The organism is Nostoc sp. MG11 (assembly GCF_014904695.1).
Taxonomy (GTDB): domain Bacteria; phylum Cyanobacteriota; class Cyanobacteriia; order Cyanobacteriales; family Nostocaceae; genus Komarekiella.
The window spans coordinates 80,315-106,974 of sequence record NZ_JACXXN010000019.1 but is presented as its reverse complement, the minus strand read 5'-3'; the positions used below and the strand labels follow the sequence as shown (position 1 = coordinate 106,974).

At 41.1% G+C, this 26,660-nt stretch carries 25 protein-coding genes; 11 read left to right on the top strand and 14 right to left on the bottom strand.

The window, feature by feature from the left end; translation table 11 throughout:
* Window positions 1-1,085 precede the first annotated feature (1,085 nt).
* The 4 genes from HCR01_RS23270 (at window position 1,086) to HCR01_RS23255 (ending at window position 6,469) form a co-directional block, all read left to right on the top strand.
* Window positions 1,086-2,675: an ammonium transporter gene (locus HCR01_RS23270; protein WP_193198477.1), complete on the top strand. Its 1,590-nt coding sequence runs from the start codon at window positions 1,086-1,088 to the stop codon at window positions 2,673-2,675.
* 291 nt (window positions 2,676-2,966) lie between these two features.
* Window positions 2,967-4,205, top strand: a complete 1,239-nt coding sequence (locus HCR01_RS23265; protein WP_193198476.1) for a hypothetical protein — start codon at window positions 2,967-2,969, stop codon at window positions 4,203-4,205.
* A 129-nt stretch (window positions 4,206-4,334) separates the two neighbouring features.
* Complete coding sequence (locus HCR01_RS23260) at window positions 4,335-5,774, top strand: DUF3131 domain-containing protein (RefSeq protein WP_193198475.1); 1,440 nt, start codon at window positions 4,335-4,337, stop codon at window positions 5,772-5,774.
* 263 nt (window positions 5,775-6,037) lie between these two features.
* A complete protein-coding gene (locus HCR01_RS23255) occupies window positions 6,038-6,469 on the top strand; it encodes a GFA family protein (RefSeq protein ID WP_193198474.1) in 432 nt (143 codons plus the stop codon).
* Window positions 6,470-6,590: 121 nt separating this feature from the next.
* Here the strand turns inward: HCR01_RS23255 and HCR01_RS23250 are convergent, their stop codons facing one another.
* The gene (locus tag HCR01_RS23250; RefSeq protein ID WP_193198473.1) at window positions 6,591-6,767 is read right to left on the bottom strand and encodes a hypothetical protein; all 177 of its coding nucleotides are present in this window, start codon (window positions 6,765-6,767) and stop codon (window positions 6,591-6,593) included.
* A gap of 169 nt (window positions 6,768-6,936) precedes the next feature.
* On the opposite strand from HCR01_RS23250, the gene HCR01_RS23245 reads away from it, so the two are divergent.
* The 5 genes from HCR01_RS23245 (at window position 6,937) to HCR01_RS23225 (ending at window position 13,466) form a co-directional block, all read left to right on the top strand.
* Window positions 6,937-9,726 (top strand): DUF3131 domain-containing protein, encoded by a 2,790-nt coding sequence (locus HCR01_RS23245; RefSeq protein ID WP_193198472.1) that lies wholly within the window; start codon window positions 6,937-6,939, stop codon window positions 9,724-9,726.
* Window positions 9,727-9,916: 190 nt separating this feature from the next.
* Window positions 9,917-10,138 carry a DUF3131 domain-containing protein gene (locus HCR01_RS23240; protein ID WP_193198471.1) on the top strand — a complete coding sequence of 74 codons (222 nt, stop codon included), beginning with the start codon at window positions 9,917-9,919 and terminating at the stop codon, window positions 10,136-10,138.
* 67 nt (window positions 10,139-10,205) lie between these two features.
* The gene (locus tag HCR01_RS23235; protein ID WP_193198470.1) at window positions 10,206-12,221 is read left to right on the top strand and encodes a glycosyltransferase; all 2,016 of its coding nucleotides are present in this window, start codon (window positions 10,206-10,208) and stop codon (window positions 12,219-12,221) included.
* A 134-nt stretch (window positions 12,222-12,355) separates the two neighbouring features.
* Complete coding sequence (locus HCR01_RS23230; RefSeq protein WP_193198469.1) at window positions 12,356-13,066, top strand: PIG-L deacetylase family protein; 711 nt, start codon at window positions 12,356-12,358, stop codon at window positions 13,064-13,066.
* A 73-nt stretch (window positions 13,067-13,139) separates the two neighbouring features.
* A complete protein-coding gene (locus tag HCR01_RS23225) occupies window positions 13,140-13,466 on the top strand; it encodes an STAS domain-containing protein (RefSeq protein ID WP_193198468.1) in 327 nt (108 codons plus the stop codon).
* 67 nt (window positions 13,467-13,533) lie between these two features.
* Here the strand turns inward: HCR01_RS23225 and HCR01_RS23220 are convergent, their stop codons facing one another.
* Window positions 13,534-14,724 (bottom strand): PP2C family protein-serine/threonine phosphatase, encoded by a 1,191-nt coding sequence (locus HCR01_RS23220; protein ID WP_193198467.1) that lies wholly within the window; start codon window positions 14,722-14,724, stop codon window positions 13,534-13,536.
* Between the two features lie 150 nt (window positions 14,725-14,874).
* Here HCR01_RS23220 and HCR01_RS23215 point away from each other — a divergent pair, with 150 nt between their 5' ends.
* Entirely contained in the window at window positions 14,875-15,291 is a 417-nt protein-coding gene (locus tag HCR01_RS23215) for an ATP-binding protein (protein WP_193198466.1), read from the top strand.
* Between the two features lie 67 nt (window positions 15,292-15,358).
* Here HCR01_RS23215 and HCR01_RS23210 read toward each other — a convergent pair whose 3' ends face one another.
* The 5 genes from HCR01_RS23210 to HCR01_RS23190 all read right to left on the bottom strand — a co-directional run bounded on the left by HCR01_RS23210 (window position 15,359) and on the right by HCR01_RS23190 (window position 20,286).
* Window positions 15,359-16,711, bottom strand: coding sequence for a selenium-binding family protein (locus HCR01_RS23210; protein ID WP_193198465.1), 1,353 nt, complete (start codon window positions 16,709-16,711; stop codon window positions 15,359-15,361).
* A 66-nt stretch (window positions 16,712-16,777) separates the two neighbouring features.
* Window positions 16,778-17,374: an NIL domain-containing protein gene (locus HCR01_RS23205; RefSeq protein ID WP_193198464.1), complete on the bottom strand. Its 597-nt coding sequence runs from the start codon at window positions 17,372-17,374 to the stop codon at window positions 16,778-16,780.
* A gap of 85 nt (window positions 17,375-17,459) precedes the next feature.
* Complete coding sequence (locus HCR01_RS23200) at window positions 17,460-18,059, bottom strand: gamma-glutamylcyclotransferase (RefSeq protein WP_193198463.1); 600 nt, start codon at window positions 18,057-18,059, stop codon at window positions 17,460-17,462.
* 314 nt (window positions 18,060-18,373) lie between these two features.
* Complete coding sequence (locus HCR01_RS23195; RefSeq protein ID WP_193198462.1) at window positions 18,374-19,255, bottom strand: hypothetical protein; 882 nt, start codon at window positions 19,253-19,255, stop codon at window positions 18,374-18,376.
* 527 nt (window positions 19,256-19,782) lie between these two features.
* The gene (locus HCR01_RS23190) at window positions 19,783-20,286 is read right to left on the bottom strand and encodes a hypothetical protein (RefSeq protein WP_193198461.1); all 504 of its coding nucleotides are present in this window, start codon (window positions 20,284-20,286) and stop codon (window positions 19,783-19,785) included.
* A 455-nt stretch (window positions 20,287-20,741) separates the two neighbouring features.
* Between HCR01_RS23190 and HCR01_RS23185 the strand changes: the two genes are divergently transcribed.
* On the top strand, window positions 20,742-22,004 hold the full coding sequence (locus HCR01_RS23185; RefSeq protein WP_413773968.1) for a glycoside hydrolase family 10 protein: 1,263 nt from the start codon (window positions 20,742-20,744) through the stop codon (window positions 22,002-22,004).
* Window positions 22,005-22,139: 135 nt separating this feature from the next.
* Here HCR01_RS23185 and HCR01_RS23180 read toward each other — a convergent pair whose 3' ends face one another.
* The 7 genes from HCR01_RS23180 to HCR01_RS23160 all read right to left on the bottom strand — a co-directional run bounded on the left by HCR01_RS23180 (window position 22,140) and on the right by HCR01_RS23160 (window position 26,629).
* Entirely contained in the window at window positions 22,140-22,322 is a 183-nt protein-coding gene (locus HCR01_RS23180) for a DUF6887 family protein (protein ID WP_193198460.1), read from the bottom strand.
* A gap of 30 nt (window positions 22,323-22,352) precedes the next feature.
* The gene (locus tag HCR01_RS40855; protein ID WP_413773967.1) at window positions 22,353-22,490 is read right to left on the bottom strand and encodes a DUF6888 family protein; all 138 of its coding nucleotides are present in this window, start codon (window positions 22,488-22,490) and stop codon (window positions 22,353-22,355) included.
* A 58-nt stretch (window positions 22,491-22,548) separates the two neighbouring features.
* On the bottom strand, window positions 22,549-22,725 hold the full coding sequence (locus HCR01_RS40850; protein WP_413773966.1) for a DUF6888 family protein: 177 nt from the start codon (window positions 22,723-22,725) through the stop codon (window positions 22,549-22,551).
* On the bottom strand, window positions 22,725-24,209 hold the full coding sequence (locus HCR01_RS23175; protein WP_193198459.1) for a site-2 protease family protein: 1,485 nt from the start codon (window positions 24,207-24,209) through the stop codon (window positions 22,725-22,727). The genes HCR01_RS40850 and HCR01_RS23175 overlap by 1 nt, the downstream gene beginning before the upstream one ends.
* A gap of 141 nt (window positions 24,210-24,350) precedes the next feature.
* A complete protein-coding gene (coaBC, locus tag HCR01_RS23170) occupies window positions 24,351-25,577 on the bottom strand; it encodes a bifunctional phosphopantothenoylcysteine decarboxylase/phosphopantothenate--cysteine ligase CoaBC (protein WP_193198458.1) in 1,227 nt (408 codons plus the stop codon).
* A gap of 68 nt (window positions 25,578-25,645) precedes the next feature.
* Window positions 25,646-25,858, bottom strand: coding sequence for a DUF2555 domain-containing protein (locus HCR01_RS23165; RefSeq protein ID WP_162399252.1), 213 nt, complete (start codon window positions 25,856-25,858; stop codon window positions 25,646-25,648).
* Between the two features lie 156 nt (window positions 25,859-26,014).
* Window positions 26,015-26,629, bottom strand: coding sequence for an alpha/beta hydrolase (locus HCR01_RS23160; protein ID WP_193198457.1), 615 nt, complete (start codon window positions 26,627-26,629; stop codon window positions 26,015-26,017).
* Window positions 26,630-26,660 lie beyond the last annotated feature (31 nt).

Sequence of the window (26,660 nt, the reverse complement as noted above, 5' to 3'; positions counted from 1 at the left end):
TTAACTCTTTGTATATAAATTTAATAACATTCGGGATTGCTCTATCCTGATAACGTAAAACACTGAGTATATAAAGGATATAGCTGCTTGAACTGAATAAATCAGTGGCTATTTACTGCGACTAAAACCAAAAAAACGTATTAAATGATACAGTTTTTTAGTTCTACTAAATAGACAATCAATCAAATTTATCCTTTTAGGCATAAATTCACTAAAGGCTACAAAAACTAGCCTCATAAATTCCTGTACAAAAATGTTTATGTTTTTTCTTAAAATTAGAGTTTTGGATGCTAGTAAAAGTGAGTGATAGAGAAAATAACTGACACAAAAAATGAGATAATTATGTTTGAACAGTATTAGCAAAAACTTTGTTGAGTCTCTCTCGTTAAATTAATATTGGTAAGTTTATTATCAATATTAATTGCTACTTTTATTAATTACTACTTTTCCAGCAGGAATAGATGATTAATGAAGAAGCATTTTCGACCCTGGCATTGCCTACTGTCTCTAACAAACGTTTTAATAGTTATACAGGCAGCAGACCCTACAACCGTTTAATCTTAAGCATAAACTACAACCAAACTACAAAATTAAATTGATACTATCTGGTTACTGCTCACCAGGTTTGTGAGTATTCTTTATAAAAATCGGCTTTGCCATTTTATTTAGTAAGGTTTGATCGAGGATAGAGGTATAGTTAACGCCTGATTGGAAAACTTCATTTAGTTTTCGCTCTCACTCTACCCAACTGAAAATTCTTCTTAACTAAACTGTGTTGGATGATATTGACAATTCCAAGCGATCGCACTCTCAAAGTTAACTACTAAAGATTAAAGATTAAGTGAAGGAGACTTGACTGATTAAGAGATTACATAATAACTTCTTAATAACAACTGCAATATTTACAGAAGTTCCTATAATTTCCTAAACTCCTACTTAGGTTATTGACTTTCTGGTTTGCAAACAAGTGGTTGAAATGAAAAATATCAAAAACCACTGGATTTAACTTCTAGCATTAGTTTTTTTCTGCTTAACCTGTTTTTTTCGCGTTTTTAAGGATGGTTTGGAGGATGATGTTCAAATTTATGAACAAACAGAAGTCGAAAATAAAAAGTAGGCGTCTGTTCACAAGAAATTACGCTAAAGCAACACAATCTAACTCAAAAGTCAATACATTTAATCTAGCAATTAAGCGACTTTCTCCCAGTTGGCAAGCTTGCTTACCTCTGGCTTGTCTAATTGTATTGGGCTGGGGTTATGTAGCAGTTGCCCAAACTCCAGCTCCAGGGCCGACAACAGCGGATCTAAAAGTTGCTCTTGACACATTGTGGGTAGCGATCGCTGCCTTTTTAGTGTTCTTCATGAACGCTGGTTTTTGTATGTTAGAAACCGGGTTCTGCCGCCAGAAAAACGCTGTCAACGTTCTTGCTAAAAACTTGATTGTGTTTGCTCTTGCCACAGTTGCCTTTTGGGCGATCGGGTTCGGGTTAATGTTTGGCGACGGCAATGGCTTCATCGGATTGAATGGGTTTTTCCTGGGAGGAGCAGATAACAGTCCCGCCACAGGAGATGCTTATCAAGGTGTCTATAGCGCTCTTAATTGGGCTGGTGTACCCCTAGCAGCCAAGTTTTTATTCCAGCTAGTATTTGCTGGAACCGCAGCCACAATTGTTTCTGGCGCAGTTGCGGAACGGATTAAGTTTGTTGACTTCCTGATTTTTAGCCTCTTACTCGTAGGTATCGCCTACGCCATTACCGGACACTGGATTTGGGGTGGTGGTTGGTTAGCAAAAAGTGGTTTTTGGGATTTTGCTGGTTCTACAGTAGTTCACTCAGTCGGTGGTTGGGCGGCTTTGATGGGAGCAGCATTTCTTGGGCCACGTATTGGCAAATATCAAGATAACCAAGTTGTTGCCTTACCTGGTCACAACATGAGCATTGCAACTTTAGGTTGCTTAATTCTCTGGTTGGGTTGGTTTGGTTTCAACCCCGGTTCTGTAATGGCTGCTGATCCTGGTGCGATCACTCATATTGCCTTAACCACCAATATGGCTGGTGCTACGGGCGGTATTGCTGCCACTATTACTGCTTGGCTGTACTTAGGTAAACCAGACTTGTCGATGATTATCAACGGTATCTTAGCTGGCTTGGTGGGAGTTACAGCATCTTGTGCTTATATCAGCATTGGCAGTGCTTTTATCATTGGCTTAATTGCTGGAGTCATTGTAGTTTTCTCTGTAACATTCTTTGATAAAATCAACATTGATGACCCAGTAGGAGCGACCTCAGTCCACTTAGTCTGCGGTACATGGGGAACTCTGGCAGTTGGTTTGTGGTCTGTTGGCCCTGGTGTTTATTCCTGGTATGGTGACGGACTTGGCCCAGCCAAGGGATTATTGGCAGGTGGTGGCTTTGGACAGTTATTCACTCAGCTAATTGGTGTTCTCTCAGTAGGCGGTATGACCGTTCTCCTCAGCAGTATTTTCTGGCTGGTGCTTAAGGCGACTTTAGGTATCAGAGTATCTAGAGAAGAAGAACTTGAAGGTTTGGATATTGGTGAGCATGGCATGGAAGCCTACAGTGGATTCCTCAAAGAAGCGGATGCATCTGGATTCCCTGAAGGACGTAGCTCCCGTGGCATTTCACAAAGTGGGGATTTACCGAATACCCTGTAAATTTTGAGCCGTTTGATTTAATTGCAGATAAATACCCGCCCCTTTGACTTTTGTCTTTCATACAGGTGGCGGTTTTTTTTACAAAAATTTTAGAAGGAGTTTATATCTAGCCTGGGAACCATTCTTGTACCAATCTTGCTACTAAAAGATTTTAAATGAATGCCCTCACTATTTTAGTGAGGGTTTTATTTATGAGTGTGCTGATGAGAATAAATTGGGCATCATAATGCCAAGTCGAAGAAATAATTCTCCGGCAGCTCGTTTTTCTATATAAAACTATAGTATTAGCCGATGACAGGTAGTTTTAGAGATTATCTCTCTGTCTCTCGACATAGTTTGGACACCAAGTTGGTTTTGCGATGTATACAGATCCAAGCGATCGCAGTAGGTATTTGGATGTTATTAGGAGCTAAGTTACAAGCTGCCCAACCACATAAACACTGGAACTCATCCTTAGAATTGACTCAAGAAAAATCCAGAAATCAGGAGCCAGTTGCAGTTCCCTATCAATTAGAGCCAAAACCTATTTTGATTGCAGCACCAGAAAACTTCAATCCCGGTCTGCGATTACCGCCGCCAACACCGCCAGCGTTACCCAAACCACTACCAACTTATGTTGAACCAATTGAAGCGATTGCAGTTTTAGAAAGTATCCAAACAGACTTTCGCAATGACACAGACAACTTTGGACAAAACAACTTATTCATTGAACCAACGGCTCAGTTTCGATTGAGTAATGGCAATAAAATACTGTTCAAGACAGGTTTTAACTTCTTTGAGCAAGGCAATGTTGACTCAATTACCAACATTCCCTTCCAAATAGGATGGGAGGGGAAAATTGGGCAAGCGACATTACAAACAGCAGCCGGGGTCGATTTATTCAACCGTCTACCCACAGCCATCAATCTCAATGCCAAAGTAGAGGCTCCAATTTTGCCGCCGAAAGTTTCTTCATCAGGTCGATTACTTTCGGGTTTGATACTATCAGCTAACTTGGATCAAGGGCCTTATAAATCCAACGCTCGAACTTTAGAAAATCAAATTACTGCTTGGCGGTTTGGTCCTGATTTATACTGGCAAATTGACCGGGACACCAGTTTATTCTCTTCATTACGCTTGGGCAATTATAACGATGGTAATTCAGAGATACAGTCGTTTAGTAGACTAGAGCGCAAGTTTGGGCAGTTTTCCTTAGCAGCTAACTTGTTCACTTGGAGTTACGATCGCGATTTAGAACGTACAAGTGGCTACTTCTCTCCATCAGATTTCCTCGTTTACAACGCTGAGGTGGCTTGGGAGGGAGATATTTTTGATTTCTTGCGCTGTCGTTTATCTGCCAACCTAGGACGACAACGACTTAAAGGAGAATTCGATAATGCCAATACTTATCAATCTCGCTGTACGGTAAAACTTTCACCCAATGTAGAGGCAGATCTTGGCTATAGCTTTAGTAATGTCCGCAATCAAGATACAGGGGCAAGCGCCTACGATGGAAACTCGTTGACAGGGCAATTACGGATCAAATTTTAGACTTCTTTTACAAGTCGGGCATCTCCTGTCTCCTTTCCTAGACTGTTAGTTAGCTTTCAAAGTTGGGAAGAATGTATTTGATTAGATTTTGCAAGCAACAGTGACTTACAATATGAGGCTTTAATCAGCATGAGTTCTGATTTTCAACCACCTCCTAAAAGCTTATCTATATTAGCTTCCGTGGGAGGGGTAGTTACCGCTGTAATTGCGATCGCAATTTTAAATTTTTGGTCTAAGCAACTCTCTCGGACTGCTTCTGTAGCAACACCTAAAATCTCAACATCCCAAACTGCCTTACCTACCCAAGCAGATGAAACAGTTGCCATTGACGCCAAATCGGCGATTTTGCCAGGGACACCCGTTAGCCCTAGTCAAATAACAGCAACTCCTTATATTGCTCCTGGAGTTGGAAAACTCACCCCAGAGGAAACTGCAACTGCCCGTCAGGCGTGGTTATACTTCCAGCGCAACTGGAACGATGAAACCGGCTTAGTCAATTCTGTTGATGGCTTTACTTCTGTAACAATGTGGGATCAAGCAGCTGCGATCGCTGCCTTAGTTAGTGCTAGAGAACTTAATATCGTGCCAGTGGCGGAATTTGAAGCCAAGATGAGCAAGATGTTGAAGACTCTCGCATCCATGCCTTTGTATAAAGGAGAACTGCCTAACAAAGTATACAACGCCAAAACTCTTCTACCTGTTAATTACGGTCAACTAGAAAAAAGAGAAGAAATTGGTTGGTCTGCGATCGATTTAGGACGGATGGCAATCTGGCTAAAGATTGTTGGGGCAAAGTATCCACAGTTGCGATCGCAAACAGAAGCCGTGTGGAAGCATTGGCAGGTCAAGCGTCTTACCAAAAATGGGCAAATGTACGGTACTGCTGTTGTCAAAGGTAAAGAACAGTACAACCAAGAAGGTCGCTTAGGCTACGAGAATTATGCTGCTTATGGCTTGAAGTTGTGGGGCTTGGATGTCAAGCAAGCCTTAGATCATCAATCTCACACCGCCTTTGTGAATCTTTACGGAGAGGGCGTTCCTTATGATCGCCGTGACTATAAAAACTCTGGAGCTAATAATTATGTTCTCAGTGAGCCTTATATTTTAGACGGTATTGAAACTGGGTTTCAAGCTTTGCCTAAAGCTTATGCTGACCGGATTTTAGCAGCCCAAGAGGCTCGCTACCGAGCGACAAAACAATTAACTGCCGTCACTGAAGACAACCTAGATCGTCCTCCCTACTTCGTTTACAGCAGCTTGTTTGTCAATGGAGAACCTTGGGCTACGATCACAGATACCCAACAGCAGCACAATAGCTTGCGGTTCCTCAGTACCAAAGCTGCGATCGGCTGGTATGTGCTTTATGACACTGCATACACGCGCCAGTTATTTGATTTTGTTCAAACTAACCTCAAATCTCCAGATGGCTGGTACAACGGCTTCTACGAGTCTCTACGTCAGCCGAATAAAGCTCTCACAGCCAACAATAATGGTGTGATATTGGAAAGCTTGCTATATAAGCAAGTTGGCAAACCACTTACCGTTTGGGCAGGAGTTAAGAGGAGCTAGTTGCGTGCGGAGGTAGATTTCCTCCGTTGATTAAACTAGCGTTCAGAATTCAACCAAAAGAGCCATCAGAATACCGCAAGTTACAACTAAGATTCTAAGGCAATGAAAAACTGGCGTTGTATAGAAGTATAAATTTGAGTTTAGGCATCTGCTGAAGTGAGCGGCGACCGTATTAGCCTGTAAACTTGATAGTACTGACACTTTCGGTATAAAACAGGAAAGATGTGAGTAATTGTTAGCATTTTTGGATCGGAGAAAAGAATATGTCTAACGTGAGCATTGCAAAAGGTAGCTGCCTGTGTCGAGCGGTAAACTTGTCCACAACCAGTATGAGTAATAAGGTGGGAGCGTGTCATTGTAGTATGTGTCGCAACTGGGGTGGAGGGCCTTTGTTAGTAGTTGAGTGTGAAAGTGATGTTAGCTTCTCTGGTGAAGAAAATATCGGGGTTTATCAATCTTCAGAATGGGCAGAGCGTGGATTCTGCAATAAGTGTGGTAGCCATCTATTTTACAAATTGAAACAAAATAACCAGTACTTCTTGCCTGTTGGACTATTCGATAACTGTGAAAGTCTTGTTTTCGATCATCAGATCTTTATTGATGAAAAGCCCAAATATTACTGTTTTGCCAATGAAACCAAGAACCTGACAGCAGCAGAGGTATTTGCACAGTTTGCACCTCCATCAGAGCCTTAAAAGACATCTCTGAAAACAATCAAAGCGTCTTTGTGGCTAGGATATAGAACTTAAATGCAATCGTCATAAATTAGTTTATATGTACGATAGAGTCAGGCTTTGAGATATTTTTTATTGATAATTAGGTAAAAATGTTTGGAGTTGTAATTAAATCTTCTCCAACGTATGCCTTACCTCCCTTAAATCTTTGTTCTGGATTAAACTCCGAGCGATATTCTTGGAACAAAGTTATATCACTTTTTGGTTCAGGTTCCCCTGCCAAAACATCTTTTATAGATAGTTTTGGTTTATCGAACAATTCGCAATTTGCAATTGCGAATTGGTTTGACGACCTCCATCACCAGCAATAATTCTAACTTTCATAAATAAAGCGATTACTAAAAGAATAGACCTGACAAAGCTCGATTTAGGAATATAACTGTACAGACGCGCTATGACGCTCTCAACTCCTAATTCCTTCTTTGCATATGATATACAAACCCCGTCAACAAAAGCTGTTGAGATGGATTGCATTGTTCTTAGTTGGGACATTTCTGCAATTGTGGTTCTACATCCCGACACCAGTCTTATCGCAAAATTCTAATAGCTGTAGCAATATTACAGTTCCGCTCACACCTGATGAACAGACTTACGCTCGTGCTGCTTGGCAGTATTTTGTAAAAAATTATCAACCAGCAACGGGATTTACCAATTCCACAGGGGGTTATCCTTCCGGCACAATTTGGGATATGGGTAACTACCTAATGGCATTAAATGCTGCACGCTGGTTGAATCTAACTGACCAAGCAGACTTTGATGCTCGTCTCAATAAGTTTTTGACGACTCTCAGTAGCCTGAAACTATTTGAGGATGCTTTACCGAATAAAGTCTATAACGCCGCTACCGCACAGATAGTTGATTACGGAAACAATCCGATTGAGCGGGGTATTGGCTGGTCTGCTTTAGATATTGGTCGGATGCTGGCTGCATTTGATGTGATTCGTACCTGTCACCCTGGCTACAATGACTGGCTAAAAGGAATTGTCGCGAAGTGGCAGGTGGGGCGATCGCTTAAAGATGGACAACTTTTTGGGGCTACAGTTCTACCAGACAACAAAACATTACTGGTGCAAGAAGGACGACTTGGCTATGAGGAATACAGTGCTAGAGGCTATGAACTTTGGGGTTTCCCAGCACCCAAGGCTATTTCTCTAAACCCATTTAAGTTGGTCGAAATCAATGGTGTAAAAATTCCAGTTGATACCCGTGATTTTAAAAGCACCAATGCTAATAATTACGTTGTCAGTGAGTCTTATATCCTCGAAGGAATTGAATTTGGCTTGCAAGGTGAGTTAGCTGATTTTGCTGCTAGGGTCTTAGATGTGCAAAAACGCCGCTACGATGCCACAGATCAGTTGACTGCGGTTACAGAAGATAACATCGATCAAGCACCGTATTTTCTTTACAACACCGTTTATGCTAATGGTGAAACCTGGGCAACAATCACCGATACCAACCAGCCTTATCCACAGCTACGCAGTGTCAGTACAAAAGCTGCCTTTGGCTGGCGTTATCTGTTCCCAGATAATGCTTATGCCCAAAAAGTTTTTGATGCAGTCAAGGATCTCCGTAGTCCCGATGACGGTGGTTATTATGCTGGCATTTATGAAGAATCAAAGCAACCTAATAAAGCCCTGACTGGCAATACTAACGGGCTAATTTTAGAGATTTTGTACTACAAAGCTAGGGGAAACCGTCCTTTAATTGGATCTGCGTCTGCTAGTGTGTCCACTGGTAAGCCCAGTGGTAATACTTCTGCTGCGACACCTTCAAATCAACCAAATTCCAGTCCTAAACCTCCAGCAGCAACTCCTGCGGATACTTCTAAGGTAATCGAGGTGAGCGTTGCACCCATTCCACCAGTTGGGAGTCAAGAGTCAAAATCTCAACTCAAGTTGACTCGACCGCTGACAATTATTGAACGACGTTATGCAGAGGCAGCATGGCGATACTTTCAGGCAAATTATCACTCCAAGAGTGGGTTAATTGACGATCGCAGTGATTTCAAAGGTGCAACTCTCTGGGGTTTGGGTGATTATTTAGCAGCACTCCATGCAGCGCGATCGCTCGATATCATTACTGCCAAGGAATTTGACCAGCGCACCCGTCATCTTTTAGCCGCATTGACAAAACTCCCATTATTTGCTGGAGAGTTACCAAGTCGGGGTTATGATACGCGATCGCTCCAACCCGTAGATTACGGCGGTAATCCAGTTCCACAAGGTAACGGCTGGTCATCTTTAGATGTCGGCAGAATTTTGGCAGCGCTTTACAACTTAAAAAGCTGTCATCCAGAATACACGGCTGCTGTGGATAAAATTGTGCTGGATTGGTCATACTTGCGAGTTGTGCGCGAGGGTATGCTCTCTAGTGCCACTGTTACAAATGATGAGCGATCGCTTACCCGTGTTAATCCTGAAACCCGCTTGGGCTATGAAGAATATGCAGCTCGGGCTTTTCAATTATGGGGATTTGATGTGACGCGTTCTGCTGTTGGGGGTGAATATCAAACTGCTTTGGTAGAAGGCGTAAAAGTGCCAATCCAGCGTCGCCGAACCGACACTAACTCAAAAAATCAATACACAGTTAGCAATCCGTTCTTGCTGTATGCTCTGGAGTTTGGACTAGATCCGCAAATGCGATCGCTATTTCAGCCAATTTTCCAGGCGCAAGCTGAGCGTTATCGTCGCACTGGAACCCTCACAGCCTCCGCTACCACCCTAATTGATCGCAAACCCTACACTGTCCATAGCACGATTACTGGACAAGGCGACCCTTGGGTGGCTTTAGGAGATGATGGTCAATCTGTACCAAAGGGGCGAGTAGTCAGTACAGCAGTGGCTTTTGCTTATCATGCCCTGCTTCCAGAAAACAAGTATGCTCAAGAGTTACTGCGAGGGACGACAGATTTATATAACCCATTAGCTGGCTTCTATGAGGGCTTTTATGAAACCACAGGTAAAACAGCGATTGGTTTCACTAGCAGCACCAACAGCATGATTTTGCAATCCTTGCTTTACACAGTCATGAATCGGCAACCTTTGATTCGTCCATCTACCACCATGAACTCTCCTTGGTGGCAGACTGTAGCCAAAGGAAATTCTGGTCGAGGTCTACCCAGTACTCCCACGCAAAAAGCCAAGTTAATTTCTGATAGTTCTGAAGATTACTGGATTTCGGGGAGAGATAGCACATCAATGAAAGGGAACAGGGAATAGGGAAAACGAGGATTTTATGTAGGATGGGCATTGCAATGCCCACCCTACAAGCAATTCAATTGAAAATCGCTGTAATCCCATTTAGTTTTTTGTGCTTTATGAAGTTACGTCTGTTAATCATAAAGCGTACTTGGGAATACTGGTTATGAGGCAATGGCTTCATTACGTGTCTGACCGCAAGAGAACGGATATGAAAATTTACAACTTTGCTAATCATTACTTACGGTTTGTCAGTACTAAAGCAACATTTTACTGGTTTGCTCTCATGCCAAATGACTTTTACTGTCAAATGCTGCGAGACTTTGCTCAGAATTTGGCTGATAAAAATCGCGGCTACCTGTCAGGACGATATGAAAATCACAAACTCAGTATTAATACTTCGTTGATGTTAGAACTAATGCGCTCATTTTAGAAAGTCTGCTTTACAAAGCTAGAGGTAGATATCCACTAGCCCATTAATTATTATTTTTGGTATCAACATGACTTCAGTTCCCATTATTGACGATTCATTAACTTTTTCAGGCAATAGTCGCTCAAGCTTAAAAAAAAGAACGCTATTATTTCGCTACTTGGCAGAAATCAATTTAATTTTTGGTATTTGGTATTTGCAATGGCGCATCACTCATTCAATCAATTTTGATGCGCTGTGGCTCTCTATTCCGTTGCTGCTAGCAGAAATTTATAGCTTTTTTGGCGGTGTGATGTTTGTGATTGGCTTGTGGCGTCCTTTAATCCGACAGATTAAGTCTATCGACCAGATGACCCCACCTCTACCTAGACCTGAATGGCCTACAGTAGATGTGTTTGTGACATGTTACAACGAACCACCAGAAATTGTAGAACAAACTGCTCAGGCGGCTCTAGCAATTGATTATCCTCCAACAAAGTTGCGCGTTTATGTGTTAGATGATGGTAATTCAGCTGCTATACGAGCTATGACGGAAAAGCTGTGTATCGAAGATTTACAGTCACCACTGTTACAGCAAGAAGCCACTCGGATTGATGCAGAACATGCTTATTTATTAAAGCGCTTTCAGCAACTCGAAAATTTGACACCTAATACTCAAGCAGCTGAACAATGGTTGCAAGAATTATCACCAGAACAAGCTCAAAGTCTTGACCAAACTGCTGCCGGATTTGTACAAAGTCTGCAACAGTTAATTCTATGGTTACATCCTGCTCATCAAAGTATTAGCAATTCTCCTGCAACAACATTAAGCGATCGCCTCACTGCTGAACGGCTCTTATTAGAAGAAGCTATTCGCCAAAAAGAACTTGAGCTAGTTGAACTCGCTCGTTTTCGCTACATTGCTCGTCCTAAACCAGTTGGCGTACCTCATCATGCTAAAGCTGGCAATCTCAATTATGCGATTTTTTCTGGAGAAACTTCAGGAGATTTTATTCTTACCTTGGATGCTGATCATATCCCCAAGCCACAATTTCTCAAGCGTGTCTTGCCATATTTCTACACTTACAATATTTTCACAGGAAAATACGAGCAGAATCGAATTGCTTTTGTGCAAACTCCCCAGGATTTTTACAACATTCCTCCAGGCGATCCTTTTGGCCATCAAGCACATCTATTTTATGGCCCACTCCAACAGGGAAAAGATGGCATGAATGCCGCATTCTATACAGGAACAGATGCAATATTGAGGCGTGAAGCACTAATTAATGTTGGATTGCAATACTTTTCTGATGAGTTTGCTAAAGATGAAAAACGTTTAGATGAATTTCAATTAGTTGGTGGTGTATCTAGCAACAGTATTACAGAAGATATGAATACAGCTATGCGTTTGCATGGTGCTGGTTGGAAATCTGTTTATCATCATGAGCTTTTAGCAGAAGGTTTAGCACCCGATGACTTAAAATCTACTTTAAAACAGCGACTTCGGTGGGCACAAGGTACTATTCAAGTGCTACTTCGAGAAAATCCACTCACGAAAGCAGGGCTAACATTTTGGCAACGGCTGCATTATTTTAAGACAATGTATAGCTACTTTTCGGGTTTTGCTACTGTTGTTTTTATCTCTTGCCCAATTATTTATTTTTTCACGGACATAGTTCCAGTTAAAACCTATGGCCCTGATTTTGCTCTCCACTTTTTTCCAGCTTTTATGCTCAATCGCTTGACTTTCATGGCAGCTACTTGGGGTATTCCCGCTAGAGAAGTTTGGCGAGCCGAGCAATACGCGATCGCTTTATTTCCTCTATTTATCCAAGCAGTCTTGAGTGTGTTTGTTGGAGGTAATCTTAAATTCCAAGTAACGCCTAAGCAGCGACAATCTGGAATTTATCTCCAACTTGTTTGGCCTCAATTGCTCGTTTTCTTACTCACTATTTTAGGTATATTGTGGAGTATTTACCGCTTTGCAATTGGTCATTTAAATTCTCCTTGGGTTCACCTGCTAAATAGTGCTTGGGCTATCTATAATTTATTACTTTTATCCGCTATTATCCGCGCTTCTTTCTGGCAACCATCAAAAGATGTCTAATTGACGTGCTTACTAATCACATGCTTTTTAGTTGTGGATGTCATTAGTTATTTGTATATACAAAGGACAAATGACTAATGACTAAGGACAATTTCCATGATGTTAGTAAATCCAATTTAACAAAGTAAAAAGCTATGAACACTTATCTAGACTCCGACAAATTTGCTCAGCAAACTGTCTTGACAATTTATGCTCATGCTGATGATGAAGTATTACCTGCTGCCGGTACTCTCAGTCTAATGTCTAAGACCGGATGGAACGTTCGCTGCTTGATTTTGACTGATGGCAGTCTTTCTAGCTCGGCTGTGAAGGGTACACGTCATCAAGAAGCAGAGGCAGCTGGTAAAATTATCGGCGCAACTTACGAGTTTTATGCTCTTGAGGAGTGTAATTTCTCAACACAAACAGTGATTAAAGTCGCAGAAGAAGCTATTAAGCGTTGGCAACCAAATCTGATTATTACTCATGCACCACAATCTGAAAAATATGGGCATAGAGATCATGAGGTATGTGCGATCGCAATTTCCAATGTCGCTACTCGCAAAAATATTCCTCTTTGGTATTCAGCACCACCTGTTTTTTTGCGCGGGTTTGAACCAAACTTTTTTGTGGATATAACCTCTGTAATTGAAGAAAAAGTTGCAGCTATTGGTTGTTATGAATCAGAGATGTCTAAAGCATTTATGCAACTTGACGCCATACTCGTTTTATCTCGATTTTGGGCACGAGAATTAGGTCAAAAGGATGGTTATTTTGAAGCTTTTGAAATTGCTCGCCAATGGGTTGATGCTAGCTTCTTTGCTGCAATGGCAAATAGTAATAAACAAGTATTAATACAAGAATAATTGTATAATACCTTGCCGTTTTAGTAGTCAAATGTCAAAATAGCAATGTACAAAATAGTAGGAATTTAAAACTATGAATCCTAAAGTAACAGTACTAGAACCATCTGGTATTTTAGATGGTATTAGAGGCAATCAACTACGTCAAGAAGTTAGTGAGATTATTAAGAACGGATCTGATATTTTGTTGATTGATCTTAAAGATGTAAAATTTGTTGATAGTTCTGGTTTAGGCGCTCTAGTATCGGCAATGCAAATGGTGCGAAAAGCAGATGGCAAACTCTTTGTTTGCTCTGTTAATGATCAAGTAAGGATGCTATTTGAATTAACAAAGCTAGATCGAATTTTCCAAACATTTGCCGATCAAGATGAATTCAATCGCCAAGTACTTGCAGCTCAATAAGTTACTCAGCAATTGAGAATTCTCAATAGCTAATTCCAATGATGATTGGATAAAAATTTCATTCAAGCTAACCAAAACTAACTTTTAGTAGAGATAAATCATCATCAAAATTGTTATTGGTATTTAAGTTCATAATGTGGGCTAATATCTGGTTTAGATGACGAGTATTTTCTTGGCTACAGTTGATTAATAAATCAATAAAAGCATCAATACCCCACATCTTGCTGTCTGGCTGATTAATTTCGTAAGCACCATCACTAAAGATGTATAAAGTGCTATTTTCTTCGATATCAAAGACAGCATCATCAAAGTTGACATCAGGCAAAAAACCAATAGGCAAATCTAAAGAGTCTAATTGTCTAACTTGGATTTTTGTTGCAGGTGTACCTGATAACAGTACACCTGGTGGATGTCCAGCGTTGGCATAAACGAGTTGACGTTTAAGACGGTTATAAACTCCATACCAAATTGTAAAGTATTTATCACCGTGGTTTTTCATCTGGAAGGCATGATTAAGTGCTTTGAGAACTTCGCTAGGTTGGCAAAAGTTAGTATTAGGCAAGGATTGCGATCGCAAAACATTAAGTACAGATACAGATAATAGGGCTGAACCTACCCCATGTCCTGAGACATCCAACAAATAAATAGCTAAATGATCATCATCGATCCAGTAATAGTCGAAGCTATCACCTCCCAGTTGTGTTGAGGGAATAAACAGTGCTTCTGCTCTGACTGCTCCTATAAGCGCTGAGGGTAGAAGCGATCGCACATAATCAGCCGCCTCAGCCAATTCTGCTTCCAAAATTTGCTTTTGGGTTTGTAAACTATGATTGAGTGTCTCTAAAACTTGCTTTTGACTTTGTAAATCCTGATTGAGTTGGTGTAACCTCAGCCCTGCTCTGACTCGTGCTTTCAATTCATTCATCTCGATTGGCTTAGAGACAAACTCGTCTGCTCCTGCGTCCAATCCCCTTACTCGATCTTCCTCTTCTCCTGGAGCTGCTCCCTTTGCAGTCAACAGAATAAAAAAAGTAGTTGCTAACTCTGGATTTGCCTTAATTCGGCGACATACTTCCAATCCATCTAGCTGTGACATCACCCAGTCACAGATGATTAACGCCGGACGTAGCAGCTGTGCTTGTATGATTCCTTCCTCGCCATTGCTGGCTACAGTTGTATCATAACCCTGTTTTTGGAGTGTTCTTTTAAGTGCCGCTCGCACGATAGGATCATCATCAATAACTAAAATTTTTAACATAAACTACATTGTAATAAATAGAATAAAAACTACATAATTGCTCTCATTCAAATTACATGTAATTTAGTTAAGAATGTATAGTAAAATTACTCAAATTAAATAAATTAATTCTCGAATATGATAATGTCACACTATTTTAATTGCTAAAAAGTGAATCATCACATTCATCTAAAAGTTAATACAGACCTGGCCGCTTCGTCTCAGGTATTGTCTTGGTTCGAGCTGATAAATCAACCACCTATTCCAGATAAACAAATTTGGTGGCAATGTCAAACGTTGCTAATAGAAGGTTTTGCTAATATTGTTGAACATGCCCACAAAAATTTACCAATTGAAACTCCTATTGAAATAGAAGTTTTACGGTTAGATAAACAGATAGAAATTCGCATTTGGTCGCAAGGTGAACCCTTTAACTTAGAGCAACAATTGCGAGAAACATCTACATTAGAGGAAAATGATCAAGAGCGTGGGCGTGGTTTGAAAATCATGTCTACGATTGCTGACAACTTAAGTTATGAGCCGACAGCCGATAATCGTTATTGTTTATTTATTAGTAAATGTTATTAAATGTTCATAACACCATTTAGAGAAACAGTAAAAAACCGTATTAGTATATATTTTTACTTGCCCTTTGCTACACCCAAATATCAGAAGTACAATCACCGCCAGGATAGCGCATCTCATGAGCGCGAGCGGGGCCTGCGGGTTCTTTACCAAAATCAATATAAAAATTTTCGTTGATTTTTAGTCCGCCATTTTCAGTATCGCAATCAATCTGCAACAAATATGAGCCAGTTTTGGACATATCAGGGTAAAACTGATTATCCCAAGTGCTAAATAAAGAATTCGTTACATAAAGCCGTTTACCATCAAGACTTAGCTGTAGCATTTGCGGCCCACCAGCTAATTTATGACTTTGAACTTCACCACCGTTACCCAGCAAACCACCGCACCAAACTTGACCAGTGAGTTTAGGATTAAAGGGATCGCTAATATCGTACTGGCGAATATCTCCATGCAACCAATTGGAGAAATAAATATAGCGATCGCACATTGAAATCAAGATATCAGTAATCAATGATGGCACAGGGATAGGCCAGCCTTTCACTTCCACCGATGGCACATCAATCACTTTATCTATTTCCCAATAACCGTTAAACTTGTGCCAATGCCATACATTACTACTAAGCGCTGCTGCGACAAATCCATGAGTACTGTCAGGGTTATGGTGAAAGCGCACTTCTAAAGGAAGTAATCCTTCTTCTCCCAAATCAAAACTTTGGATAATTTCGTGTTTTGACCAATCCCAGAAATGTATATGATGACCATAGTTGTCAGCTGCTACATCGTTGAGGTCAAAGCCAGCATAATAGGTTTTGGGTGCGCCCCACTCACTACTCACCATAACGTTATGACGCGGCTGATACCAAAAGTCATAGTTAAATCTCATGGTGTCGGCTTTGTTTTCCCAGCGTCCAGCAATATCAAAGTTCTCATTCAGTAACAAAAAGCCACCGGGGCCATTCCCCTCGCTATCACCTAGCATGGAAATCATTACATGACCATCTGCTAAGCAGTGTACTGTATGAGGGGCGGTTAAGTTAGTCTTTTCTTTAATTTCTTCTGGTTCAATGACTTTATGCAGTTTGGGTACTTTTGTATCTGCTGTATCAACAACATAGATGCGGCTAGAGCGTTGTCCAGGAATCACACTGAACCGCCGGGATTTATTAGCGTCGCCATGACAAGAACTGCAAGCATTCCAGCCAAAGTGATGTAACTCATCGCCAATATAAGGTACAGATAGGCGATGAATCACTTGGGAGTAGGTTGGGGAATTGGGATCAACGTCTACGGTAGCAAGATAATCTGGCTGTTCGATACCTGTATTCGTATAGAGAGCGATCGCATAAAGCACTTTTTCCCTTTCTGCATTCATGGCTGCTTCTGGAGAAGCATAGCCAGGACCACAGCAAGCATGAGTCATAGTTTTATACCTCTAATACACTATGAATTGTAATTATTTTGAATTTTGGCAGGTTGGGCGATTAACTTATAACCAAATTTGCAAGCCTAGCTGTTTTAAATACCTCAAGCCAAAAACAATCTGCTGCGGATTACCCCAAATTTCTAAATCAAACCAACCATCATCTTTAGTATTTGTATTTAATGAAGCTCCAACTATATTTACAGTTAATCCAAATGAAACCAGCCCAGCAATTACCGGAGAATAACGGTAGTGTTTGGAGATGCAGACATGAAACTTCGCCCGATTTGTTTGTTTTTGGATTAGGCTCCAATCAAATTTTGCTTGATTGTCTTGGATTTGGGGACTTGACTGGAAGCGACTACAGCGATCGCTTATATCTATACCTTCCTTCCCAAGGATTTTGAAATTTAGCTGCTCAATCTCTATATCCAGCTTTTGGAGATAGGCAATACCTGCTTCTACCTGTTGAAAACTACCTTGTATTTCTAGATTAAACCAACCATCGTCTATGCTATCAACTTTTAAAAGAGCTGCTGCAATATTGACGGTTAAATCGTAGCTAGAAATTAATCGCGAGATAATTGGTTGGCGATGGTAGTGCTGAGGAATACGAATGCAGATGTCACTCACCGTGGAATTAACAGTTGTAGATATCATCATCTTGTTCCTCTTATCAGAAGTTCACTCTTAGCCGAGCCAAAAAACAAAGATCCCCTTGATAAGTTCAGCGTCACCTTTGAAACTCTTATGCAAATCGTAATATTTGCGTGTCTTGATAGCGCTGTTGTAATTGGTGCATGTGGTTAAATAAATGCCAACAATATTCTTCTGGTAGTCCGCAGGTAATAGCACCTCGTAAAACAACATTAAAGTACCAGTCGTTGGGTGCGGCTTCTTCTGTAAGCTTGTTAACCACTATATAAGTGCGAACATTTTTGTATTTCCGATCTTGGCAGTGAATATCTACTGATTCGTGACTATAGACATTTTGGGAAACACCTTCACGTTTATCCAAATATTCACTCAGTCGCCATGGTAACTGATAAAGTACACCTTTGACGCTGGTTTTAGGGTCTTTCACTACATCCAGAACACCACATTTACGCATATCAGAATATAGATAAAACCCAAGTCGGTAGCCTTTGAGGATTCCAGTCCCTATGACATAAGGGTGAGTATTTTCGCCAAGCGATCGCTTCAAATCCACCGGACACATACAAGAGCCATAAGCAAAGTAATAGAACATTGGTTCTTTTTGTTGCTTTTGTAGCAGTTTCAGCTCTAACTTGGCAGGATTATGAGATTGTACCCAACGGTGGTGTGAGTATCCACTTTGATGGCTCATCTATCGCCGGAAGTATTTACTACAAGTATAATACTACCATCAAACATCAAAAAATACAACTAAATTCCGATAGATAAAACGGAGTTAGTTTTGTCTTGCTTTTAAAAAGACTGAATAGCGCTTTTTTATTGCTCTGAATAAATAAAAATATTTGTAGAAACCCAACAATTAACGTTCTTACTGGTCTGTCGCAAAAGTTTTGAGAGGTTCGTAGTAAGCACTTTAGTGCTTAAAAAATTAAGGACTAAAATCCTTACTAAAAACCCATCTAACCATTAAAATTAATGAGATAGAGCGTATCGCTCTCTAAATGATCATTGTGCGTTGCTTATAATCTGATTCCAGGTTGTGACTACTGCTCGTAACTTCCTTGGTAGATGCTCTTGAGAAATATCGCTGTACTGAACCGTACCCTCCTGACTGGTGAGGGTGTAGGTGATGAAATCAGCAGAACCGCTGGGTGCTGGATAACTCAGATTCTTGAAGTCACTAAATTCCCTTCTCTTTAATAGTCGCTCAAACCGTTTTACCTGTTGCACAGAAACACGGCGAACACTACGCTCAGAATCATTAGCATCACCAATCCGTACCCGAATCAAGCGCCCGTCATTGAGTAAAACAGTTTCGTAGGTTCTACCAGCTATACCTCCACTAGAAATTTCCCGAAACACTACACCTTGGTCTAATGGTGGTGGTAACTCACTTGCGGGAATTGGTACAGGGGCCAGTTTAGTTTCGCTAGCCTTTTCATTTAGCTTGATTACGGAACCATTTTGATTGGTATGATAAACCAAAGTTTGGTTAGCAGTCCCGACAACTATCCGCCAACCTGGTACTAAAGCTTGGGTACACAATTCCTCAGCATTAGCCAATTCTAAACAGCCATTGTTCCAAGTTCGCTCTTGGGCTTCAATAATAGTTAGTTGAGAAATTGGTAATTGCAAACGTACAGATGCCGCTCGTAAAACGGCATTTTTGACAGATTGAGGAAAATTTGCTGGCAGGTTGCTAGTAGGATTCTTTGTAGAAGCTAAGCGCAAAGAACTCCCAGTTTCTAACGAGAGATTTGCAGAAGCAGCTGAGGCAGTTTTAATTAGAGTTAATCCACTACCAACAGACAAAATGGCAGTCAAAAACCAAGCAGTGACAATTCGTCCTTGATTGCTGGTATGGTTGCCTTTCAAGAGATTTTTCATAGTAATATGATCCAGATTTGGGATTAGCCAGTAATAAGCATATATTTAGTCAAAAGCCAAAGTACTAATAACTAGCAACTACCGGCAAAAAACGTTGCAGGATGGAAGTCAATACTACTTGGAGTTTTGCATTTTCAACTCGGAATTTGGTTTGAGGAAAAGGTACAAGGTTTTTTTCCCCTTTTCCCGCAAAACGCGACAAGTATTGGGATGGAGTATAAAATCTGGCCTCCCCGATTTAAATCGTTGTTAACTTATCGGAGGTGACTTTAGGATTTATGCAGCTATGCAACAAATCTTTATTAGCATCATTTACTTGATTCGGTAATACCCAAAAAAGTATATGCTCCCAAAACCGAACTAGTTGGGATTAAATTAGCATCTGTTTTTACCGACTGATGTATGGATAGACGTGGATGTACTGATTGTTTGTTTCTTAGTATTTACAAAAAAAATTATGATAAATTACGTAGGTAATATATATTAAATGATACTAATATTGTCTTGTGATTTGGATAAAGTCAGGCTTAGGCGCTAATAGCTTGCTGTTCAGATTCAATTAATTGGTTGCTCGGTACATCAAATCTAATAGTGCTGGCCGCCCAGTCTTTGAAATCAGGTGCTAGCCAAACTAGCTTACGAAGAATTTCATCATTGACCCACAATACCAAGGGAAACCGAAACTTTTTCCGAAACTCATTTCGGATGAGATTGGTACTAATGATTAGTTGATTAATTGCTACTACAGATTCTAAACCTCGCACCATCAAAGCTTCGGGTTGAGTATCACCAATTGTAGTTACGAGAGTCGTATATAGCGTCTCAAGTTCAGGTGTAAGCAAAATGTCTTGGATGTTAGCTGGTGAAAATTCTGTTAACGAATTCAGTATTTGCTGCTGAATTTTGACACAGTTACAACATACTAGTATCAATGAAAACTCTCCAGCCGATACTGTCATTGCTCTTGCTAGACGCTCAGTGGCCGGTGTGGTGCTAACGTTGCCATCTTCTGAATTACTTAGGCTGATCATTAAAAATCCTGCTTTTATTTTAAAAATAGCTGAGTAATATCCGCTACATGTTAACTTTTGTTTACAAATAATATCTATGTAATTTGCATGAGATTTTCTCTGCAATACTTAGCATAATCTTACGCATCAGCTAATAAGCGAAGATATTGTGTATTATTCCACATTTACAGTTAAGGGTTAATGTGGAGGTAATATCAACTGAGTATAGATTCAGAGAAGATAGGAAAAAATTAGCAGTAAGTTTATTACCGTATCCTTCTTTAGATTGTCACATATGAAGGCGACACAGTAGCCATTATCTTAACAATGTCAAAATAAATGCTATACAATGGCTTAACAATAAACTTCAGGAAGTGAGAGAAAACTTATCTGGCTATTGGTTGATGTAAAGCGATAAAGCAACTTATATCTACACATGTCAGTCATTGTTCATAATTTGATGATCTCTGTAGCAAATGATGAAAAGGTTTGTAAAGTGGTGTGTTGAGCTTCATAATTGGTGGAATATTCGCCAAAGCATAAAGCCAAGGTTGTTTACCGTCATAGTGACCTTGAGTATGGTGGCTACAGTGATGCTATCGTTTCCGATAAACGCTCAAACTATTCCTCAGAGAGCAGCATCATCTGAGTTAAGAGGTGTGTGGTTAACAAATATTGATAGCAATGTGCTGTTTTCGAGCGATCGCCTCAAGGGATCATTACAACGCCTTGATGAACTCAATTTTAATACCATATATCCAGCGGTTTGGAATTGGGGGTATACACTGTATCCCAGCAAAATTGCAGCCAAAGTTATTGGGCGATCGCTTGATCCCACACCCGGACTACAAGGACGAGATATACTCAAAGAGATTGTCGATGTGGGACATCAAAAAGGCTTAACAATAATTCCCTGGTTTGAATTTGGCTTCATGGCACCAGCGGATTCCCTATTAGCGAAAAATCGTCCTCAATGGCTCACCAGTCGCAGCAACGGTACGCGGATTATCAAGGAAGGGACACACAACCGCGTTTGGCTAAATCCTTTTCGCCCAGAAGTACAACAGTTCATCCAAGATCTAATTGTTGAAATCGTCAGAAACTACGATATCGACGGAATTCAATTTGATGATCATTTTGGCTTGCCATCAGAATTGGGATACGATGCCTATACAGTAGCACTTTACAAAAAAGAACACCGTGGTAGAGCACCCTCCAAAAATTCTAAAGATCCAGAATGGGTGCGCTGGAGAGCTAACAAAATTACCGACTTTACCAAGCGGGTATTCAAAGCTATCAAAGCCACTAAAAAAGATTGTCTCGTTTCTGTTGCGCCTAATCCTCAGCGTTTTTCCTACGAATACTTTTTAGCAGACTGGCAGAGATGGGAACGTCTAGGAATTATCGAAGAACTAGTTTTGCAGATATATCGGGATGACTTGAATGTCTTTGTCAGCGAATTAGAGTACCCAGAAGTGAAGGCAGCAAAGAGCCATATTCCAGTGAGTATTGGTATTTTAGCTGGTTTGAAAAATAGGTCTGTGCCGATGCAACAGATTCAAACACAAGTACAAAAAGTACGCGATCGCAACTTTGCCGGGGTATCATTCTTTTTCTATGAAAGCCTCTGGAACATGAGCAAAGAAAAACCTCAAGAGCGTCAGACTGGCTTCCAGAAAATCTTCCCCACACCAACGGCTTACCCGAATCTGCTAGCGGGTTGGAAACCATCCACTTAAGTTTAAATAACTACGTTGCTCAGATATTTGTTACTGAGTAAAAATCGTGTCAAGTCTGAGTAGATACTGCTGTTAAGGCAAAATAAAAGCGTTGTATTTGTAGTACAACGCTTTATCAAAGATTTTAATTTAGTTTTACTCTTGCTGTTCTTGCTGCCTACGTATTACATCTGGCAGTTGTTCTGGAGAATCTAACTTTACTCCATTTGTTTCAACTCGGCTTGCTAGAGCGTTGATGGCATTTTGGTCATCTCGGTGTGCTAAAACATAAGTCCGCAACTCCTTTGTGGTCATTGCTTCATAATTCGGGCTGGTCATAGCTCAATTCTCCTTGCTTATTAATAACAATTACTGACCTTCACCCGCGATGATTACTATTCTCGCGTCTCTAGAATCAAGCGTTACAAGATAGATGGGTAAATACATTTTTGTTAGCCAGTAGCAAACTATATACACCGCTCTTAGCTGCTGTGGTGTTGGTTCCATATCCTCCTTAAATTTATCGAAAAAAGTTTAGTAGTCCTTGACTTTTGACAAGTTATAACTAAAGAATTTCTCCAGTTGGTGTTACCTCAGCTTCTATTGAATTATTAGCCAAGATATAAATATTTCTGGTGCACTCGTCCAATCTTACAAGGTCTATTCGTTTATAAACCCTGGTAAGTTGGGCGCACACCCGAATTGCAGATATTGCTTGTTTGGGTGTTGGCTCTATAAGCACTATCCTATTCCTAAACGCCCAGCCAAGGCGGGAGTCAAGGGCAAGAGCGTGGTAATCATCAAGAATAAAGCCAAAAGTCCCAAAGCGGCTCTGGCATCGTCGGGTTCAGTGACTTCATTCAAACTGGGACGTTCTGGATCTCGTTGCAAAAAGAAAATCACGATCGCCCAGTACATGGCTAGAACATTACCAAGAGATACTAAGGTCAGTAAAATTAAAGTTGCGATCGTTGCCCGTCTTGCGGTTTTACGTCCATAAATTGCTTGGACAATGCGTCCACCATCTAGTTGTCCTGCGGGCATTAAGTTCAAAGCAGTGATTACTAACCCCAACCAACCAATAATTACTAGGGGATGAACGCTCACCAGGGGCGACTGCAAAGCAGAACCAAGTACAACCCGCGCTAAGCTTCCCACTAAAATCGAGCCTTGGAAAAACTGATTAGGCAATTGAAATAAACTGCCTGGGTGAGAAAGTAGCAAGCCAGTTATCAACATTAATAGAGAAAGAATACCACCGACTGCTGGCCCTGCCAAAGCAATATCAAATAGAACTTTGCGATTGGGCAACAAAGATTCAAAACGGGTAATTGCACCAAAAGAGCCTATCTGCACAGCAGGTAAAAAGAAAGGCCAGCTGAGGCGGATTTTGTGACGCTGAGCAAGTAACCAATGACCGATTTCGTGAGCTACCAAAATTCCAAATATACCAGCACCTATAGGTAGAGCTTCTTGGAAACGCTCAGGATTGGCAAAGAAATCAAAATTCAGCACTAACCCCGCGGCTTCTAAACTTGTGGCAATGGTTGCTACCAACAGGATACCTGCAAAGGCTTTTTGCGATAACAACATCGGACGGGGATCATTGCGGCTTGGCAGGACAATGACTACAGGTTTACCGTCTGTGTTTTCCACTAAAAACAGACGATATTGCTCACCAAGGCGTTGCCGTAAACTTGTAGTTAAACGATTGTGAACTTCTTCTGGTTCTCCCCGCAAATTGCCTTTAAAAATGGCTCCATCCTGGTAGGCGATGGTTTCTGTGGCAAAAAACGTATCAATACCGAAAATACCTCTAATTGCATTTAAGTCATCATCCGGTATTGGCGGTACTTCAGATTTTAATTCTGCAATTACTGCTGACTCTGTAGGATTTGTCTCAGACGAGGAATCAGCATTGAGCCTTTCTGTGGCTCGCTGCTTGAGTAGGGCATCTTGACCAGCTGCGCGTAGCTGTCTTCCCAAATATATGTATAGCCCAGCGGAACCGACCACCAAAAACAATATACCAACTATATTGATGTAAATCCCGGCTGCAAACAATCCAAAAAACAGCAGCCAGGGAGCCATCAACACCACCGATTGTAACCAGGCTAAGATTCCCAGCTTCCCAAAAGGTCTGGCGCGATAAAAGCCCCAGCCCAAAATGCCGAAAGCTACCAGCAGTATTGCTGCAAGGATAGAAGTTTCTGATAAAGTAGACATCTCCAAACCTTTGCTATTGAGATCAAGCCAGAACAAGTCCGGTATTGCAGATACACTTATTAATTTATAACGCCGCCTGTAATCTGCCCAAATTAGAGACAAGCGATCGCACTTTTGGTAGAACCCGGAACTATCTATTGACTAAAAGCTTCTAACAAAATCAAACAATTGATGGGCCATTTTTAATTTAGAACAGGGTGCAATTTCTACCTGACGCCCTTGCTTGTCTAAAAAGATTGCTTGATTACGATCGCTGCCAAAACCAGTTTCGGGTTGATCGATGGGATTAGCAATGATCGCATCCAATTTTTTACTGTGCAACTTTTCTAACGCAGGTGTGATAATATCTCCAGTCTGTGCAGCAAACCCAATTAACAGCTGATGCGGTTGTTTGAGTTGTGCTAATTGAGCGACGATATCTGGTACAGGTTCTAAGGGTAGGGCTTGGGGAAGCGATCGCTTGGGCAATTTCTTTGTACTATAATCTTTTGGCTTCACATCCGCTACAGCTGCCGACATCACAATGACATCAGCGTTGGGTAAACACTCTAGCATGGCGTGCTGCATTTGGTCGGCACTAACGACGGGAATTGCTTGGACTCCCAATGGTACATTCCAACTAGCTGGGCCATGCACGAGGGTGACACTTGCGCCTCGGTGGAGTGCGGCTCGCGCTAAAGCCAATCCCATTTTACCCGTGGCAGGATTGCCAATAAATCTCACTGGGTCAAGATACTCTCGCGTTCCCCCGGCACTAATCAACACTCTTTTACCTGCTAAATCTCGTTTGCCTTGAGTGTACAACAATGATTGGATGTAAACCAAAATTTCTGGGGGTTCTGCCATCCTACCAGCACCGACGCGATCGCACGCCAATAACCCCGACGCTGTATCGACGCCATGATATCGACTATCTGTTAATAACTGTCGCCAATTCCGCTGCACTGCTATTTGTTCCCACATATCCGTATTCATCGCTGGAGCCAACAGCACGGGACAAGTAGAAGCCAACACAGTATTTGTGAGTAAATTGTCAGCCATACCGTAGGCTAGCTTTGCTAGTGTATTAGCTGTTAAAGGTGCAATTACCAACACATCCGCCCATTCACCTAACTCAATATGCAATGGACGAGAGTGAGTTGGTTGCCAGAAATTATCATCTGTGTAAGCGGGATGACGAGATAGGGTTGCTAAAGTCAGAGGCTTGATAAATTCTTGCGCCGAACGAGTGAGGATGACTCGAACTTCCACACCTGTTTTAAACAGCGTCGAAACCAGTTCACAAACTTTGTAGGCGGCGATACCGCCGCCTACGCCAATTAGAATCCTTTTGTTGATGTTTTCGCTTTGGGATTCGGGATTAGGCATAGCAAAAAGATTAGGATTAGTAGTTAGAGGTTAGGAATATTAACTGCTAACTTCTAATTATCAAATCTTTAAGCTTCATCGTAGGGTTCCAAGTCTAAGAGATAGATGTAGGGTTCAACTAACTCTGGACGCTGAAACGCGATCGCTCGTAGTAGATGCCAATCATTCAAACCCTCAAAAGCATTACTGTAATTATCGAGTTCCAAACGTGTAGCCAACTGTTCTACTTCTGCCGAAGTCATGGCAGCAATTTCTTTCTTGGAAATGCTTAGAGTTGTCATAATGCTTGCCCCTCCCTTATGCAGCACTCGCCTTCAGCATGGGTGAAATTGCGCTATTACGCAGCCACCCAATATATATTACTCATTAGAAGACATGGATTTCGTGAAATTTTTCAGGATTTATACTAGAATTTATAAAAAATTTGTAACGTTTGACTAGTTAATTGTATTCCCGATAAAATTCCGTACCACCTCTAACATTTGTGGACTGATTTCATGCCCCATGTCAAATTCGTGGTATTCTACCGCCACTCCTTGGGATTCCACAGTCTCTCTAGCTTTTAAGGCAGCTTGCAGTGGTACAACTTCATCATATCTTCCATGCGCGATTAAAATCGGCGGAATACTACTTTGAGTTACTGTTCCTGCACCAGGATGTAAATATCCGCTCATCACAACTAAACCAGCTAAGGGCAAATTTAATCCTATATCTAAAGTCATCGCCCCACCTTGTGAAAATCCACTCAAAATGGTGCGCGATAGAGGCACACCAGTACTAGTCTCTAAGGATTGCAACCAATCTACTAACAGTTGCCGACTTTCTGCTAAGCCCTGATACATATTTTCCGTTCTCAGGTCATACCATGCCCTGCCTATAGGAGAATGGGGATGAGGAAAAGGTGCATCAGGAAACATAAACTGATAATCTGGCAGGTTGAAAAATGGCAATAAAGATGCCACATCCTGGGCATTTGCACCCCAACCATGCAAAGTGACGATTAAGCCTGCGGGTGGCTGAGAAGTTGCGGGAGGAACGGTAATAAATTGCAAAGACAGGGGTTTGCTCCTTAAATCTTACTCT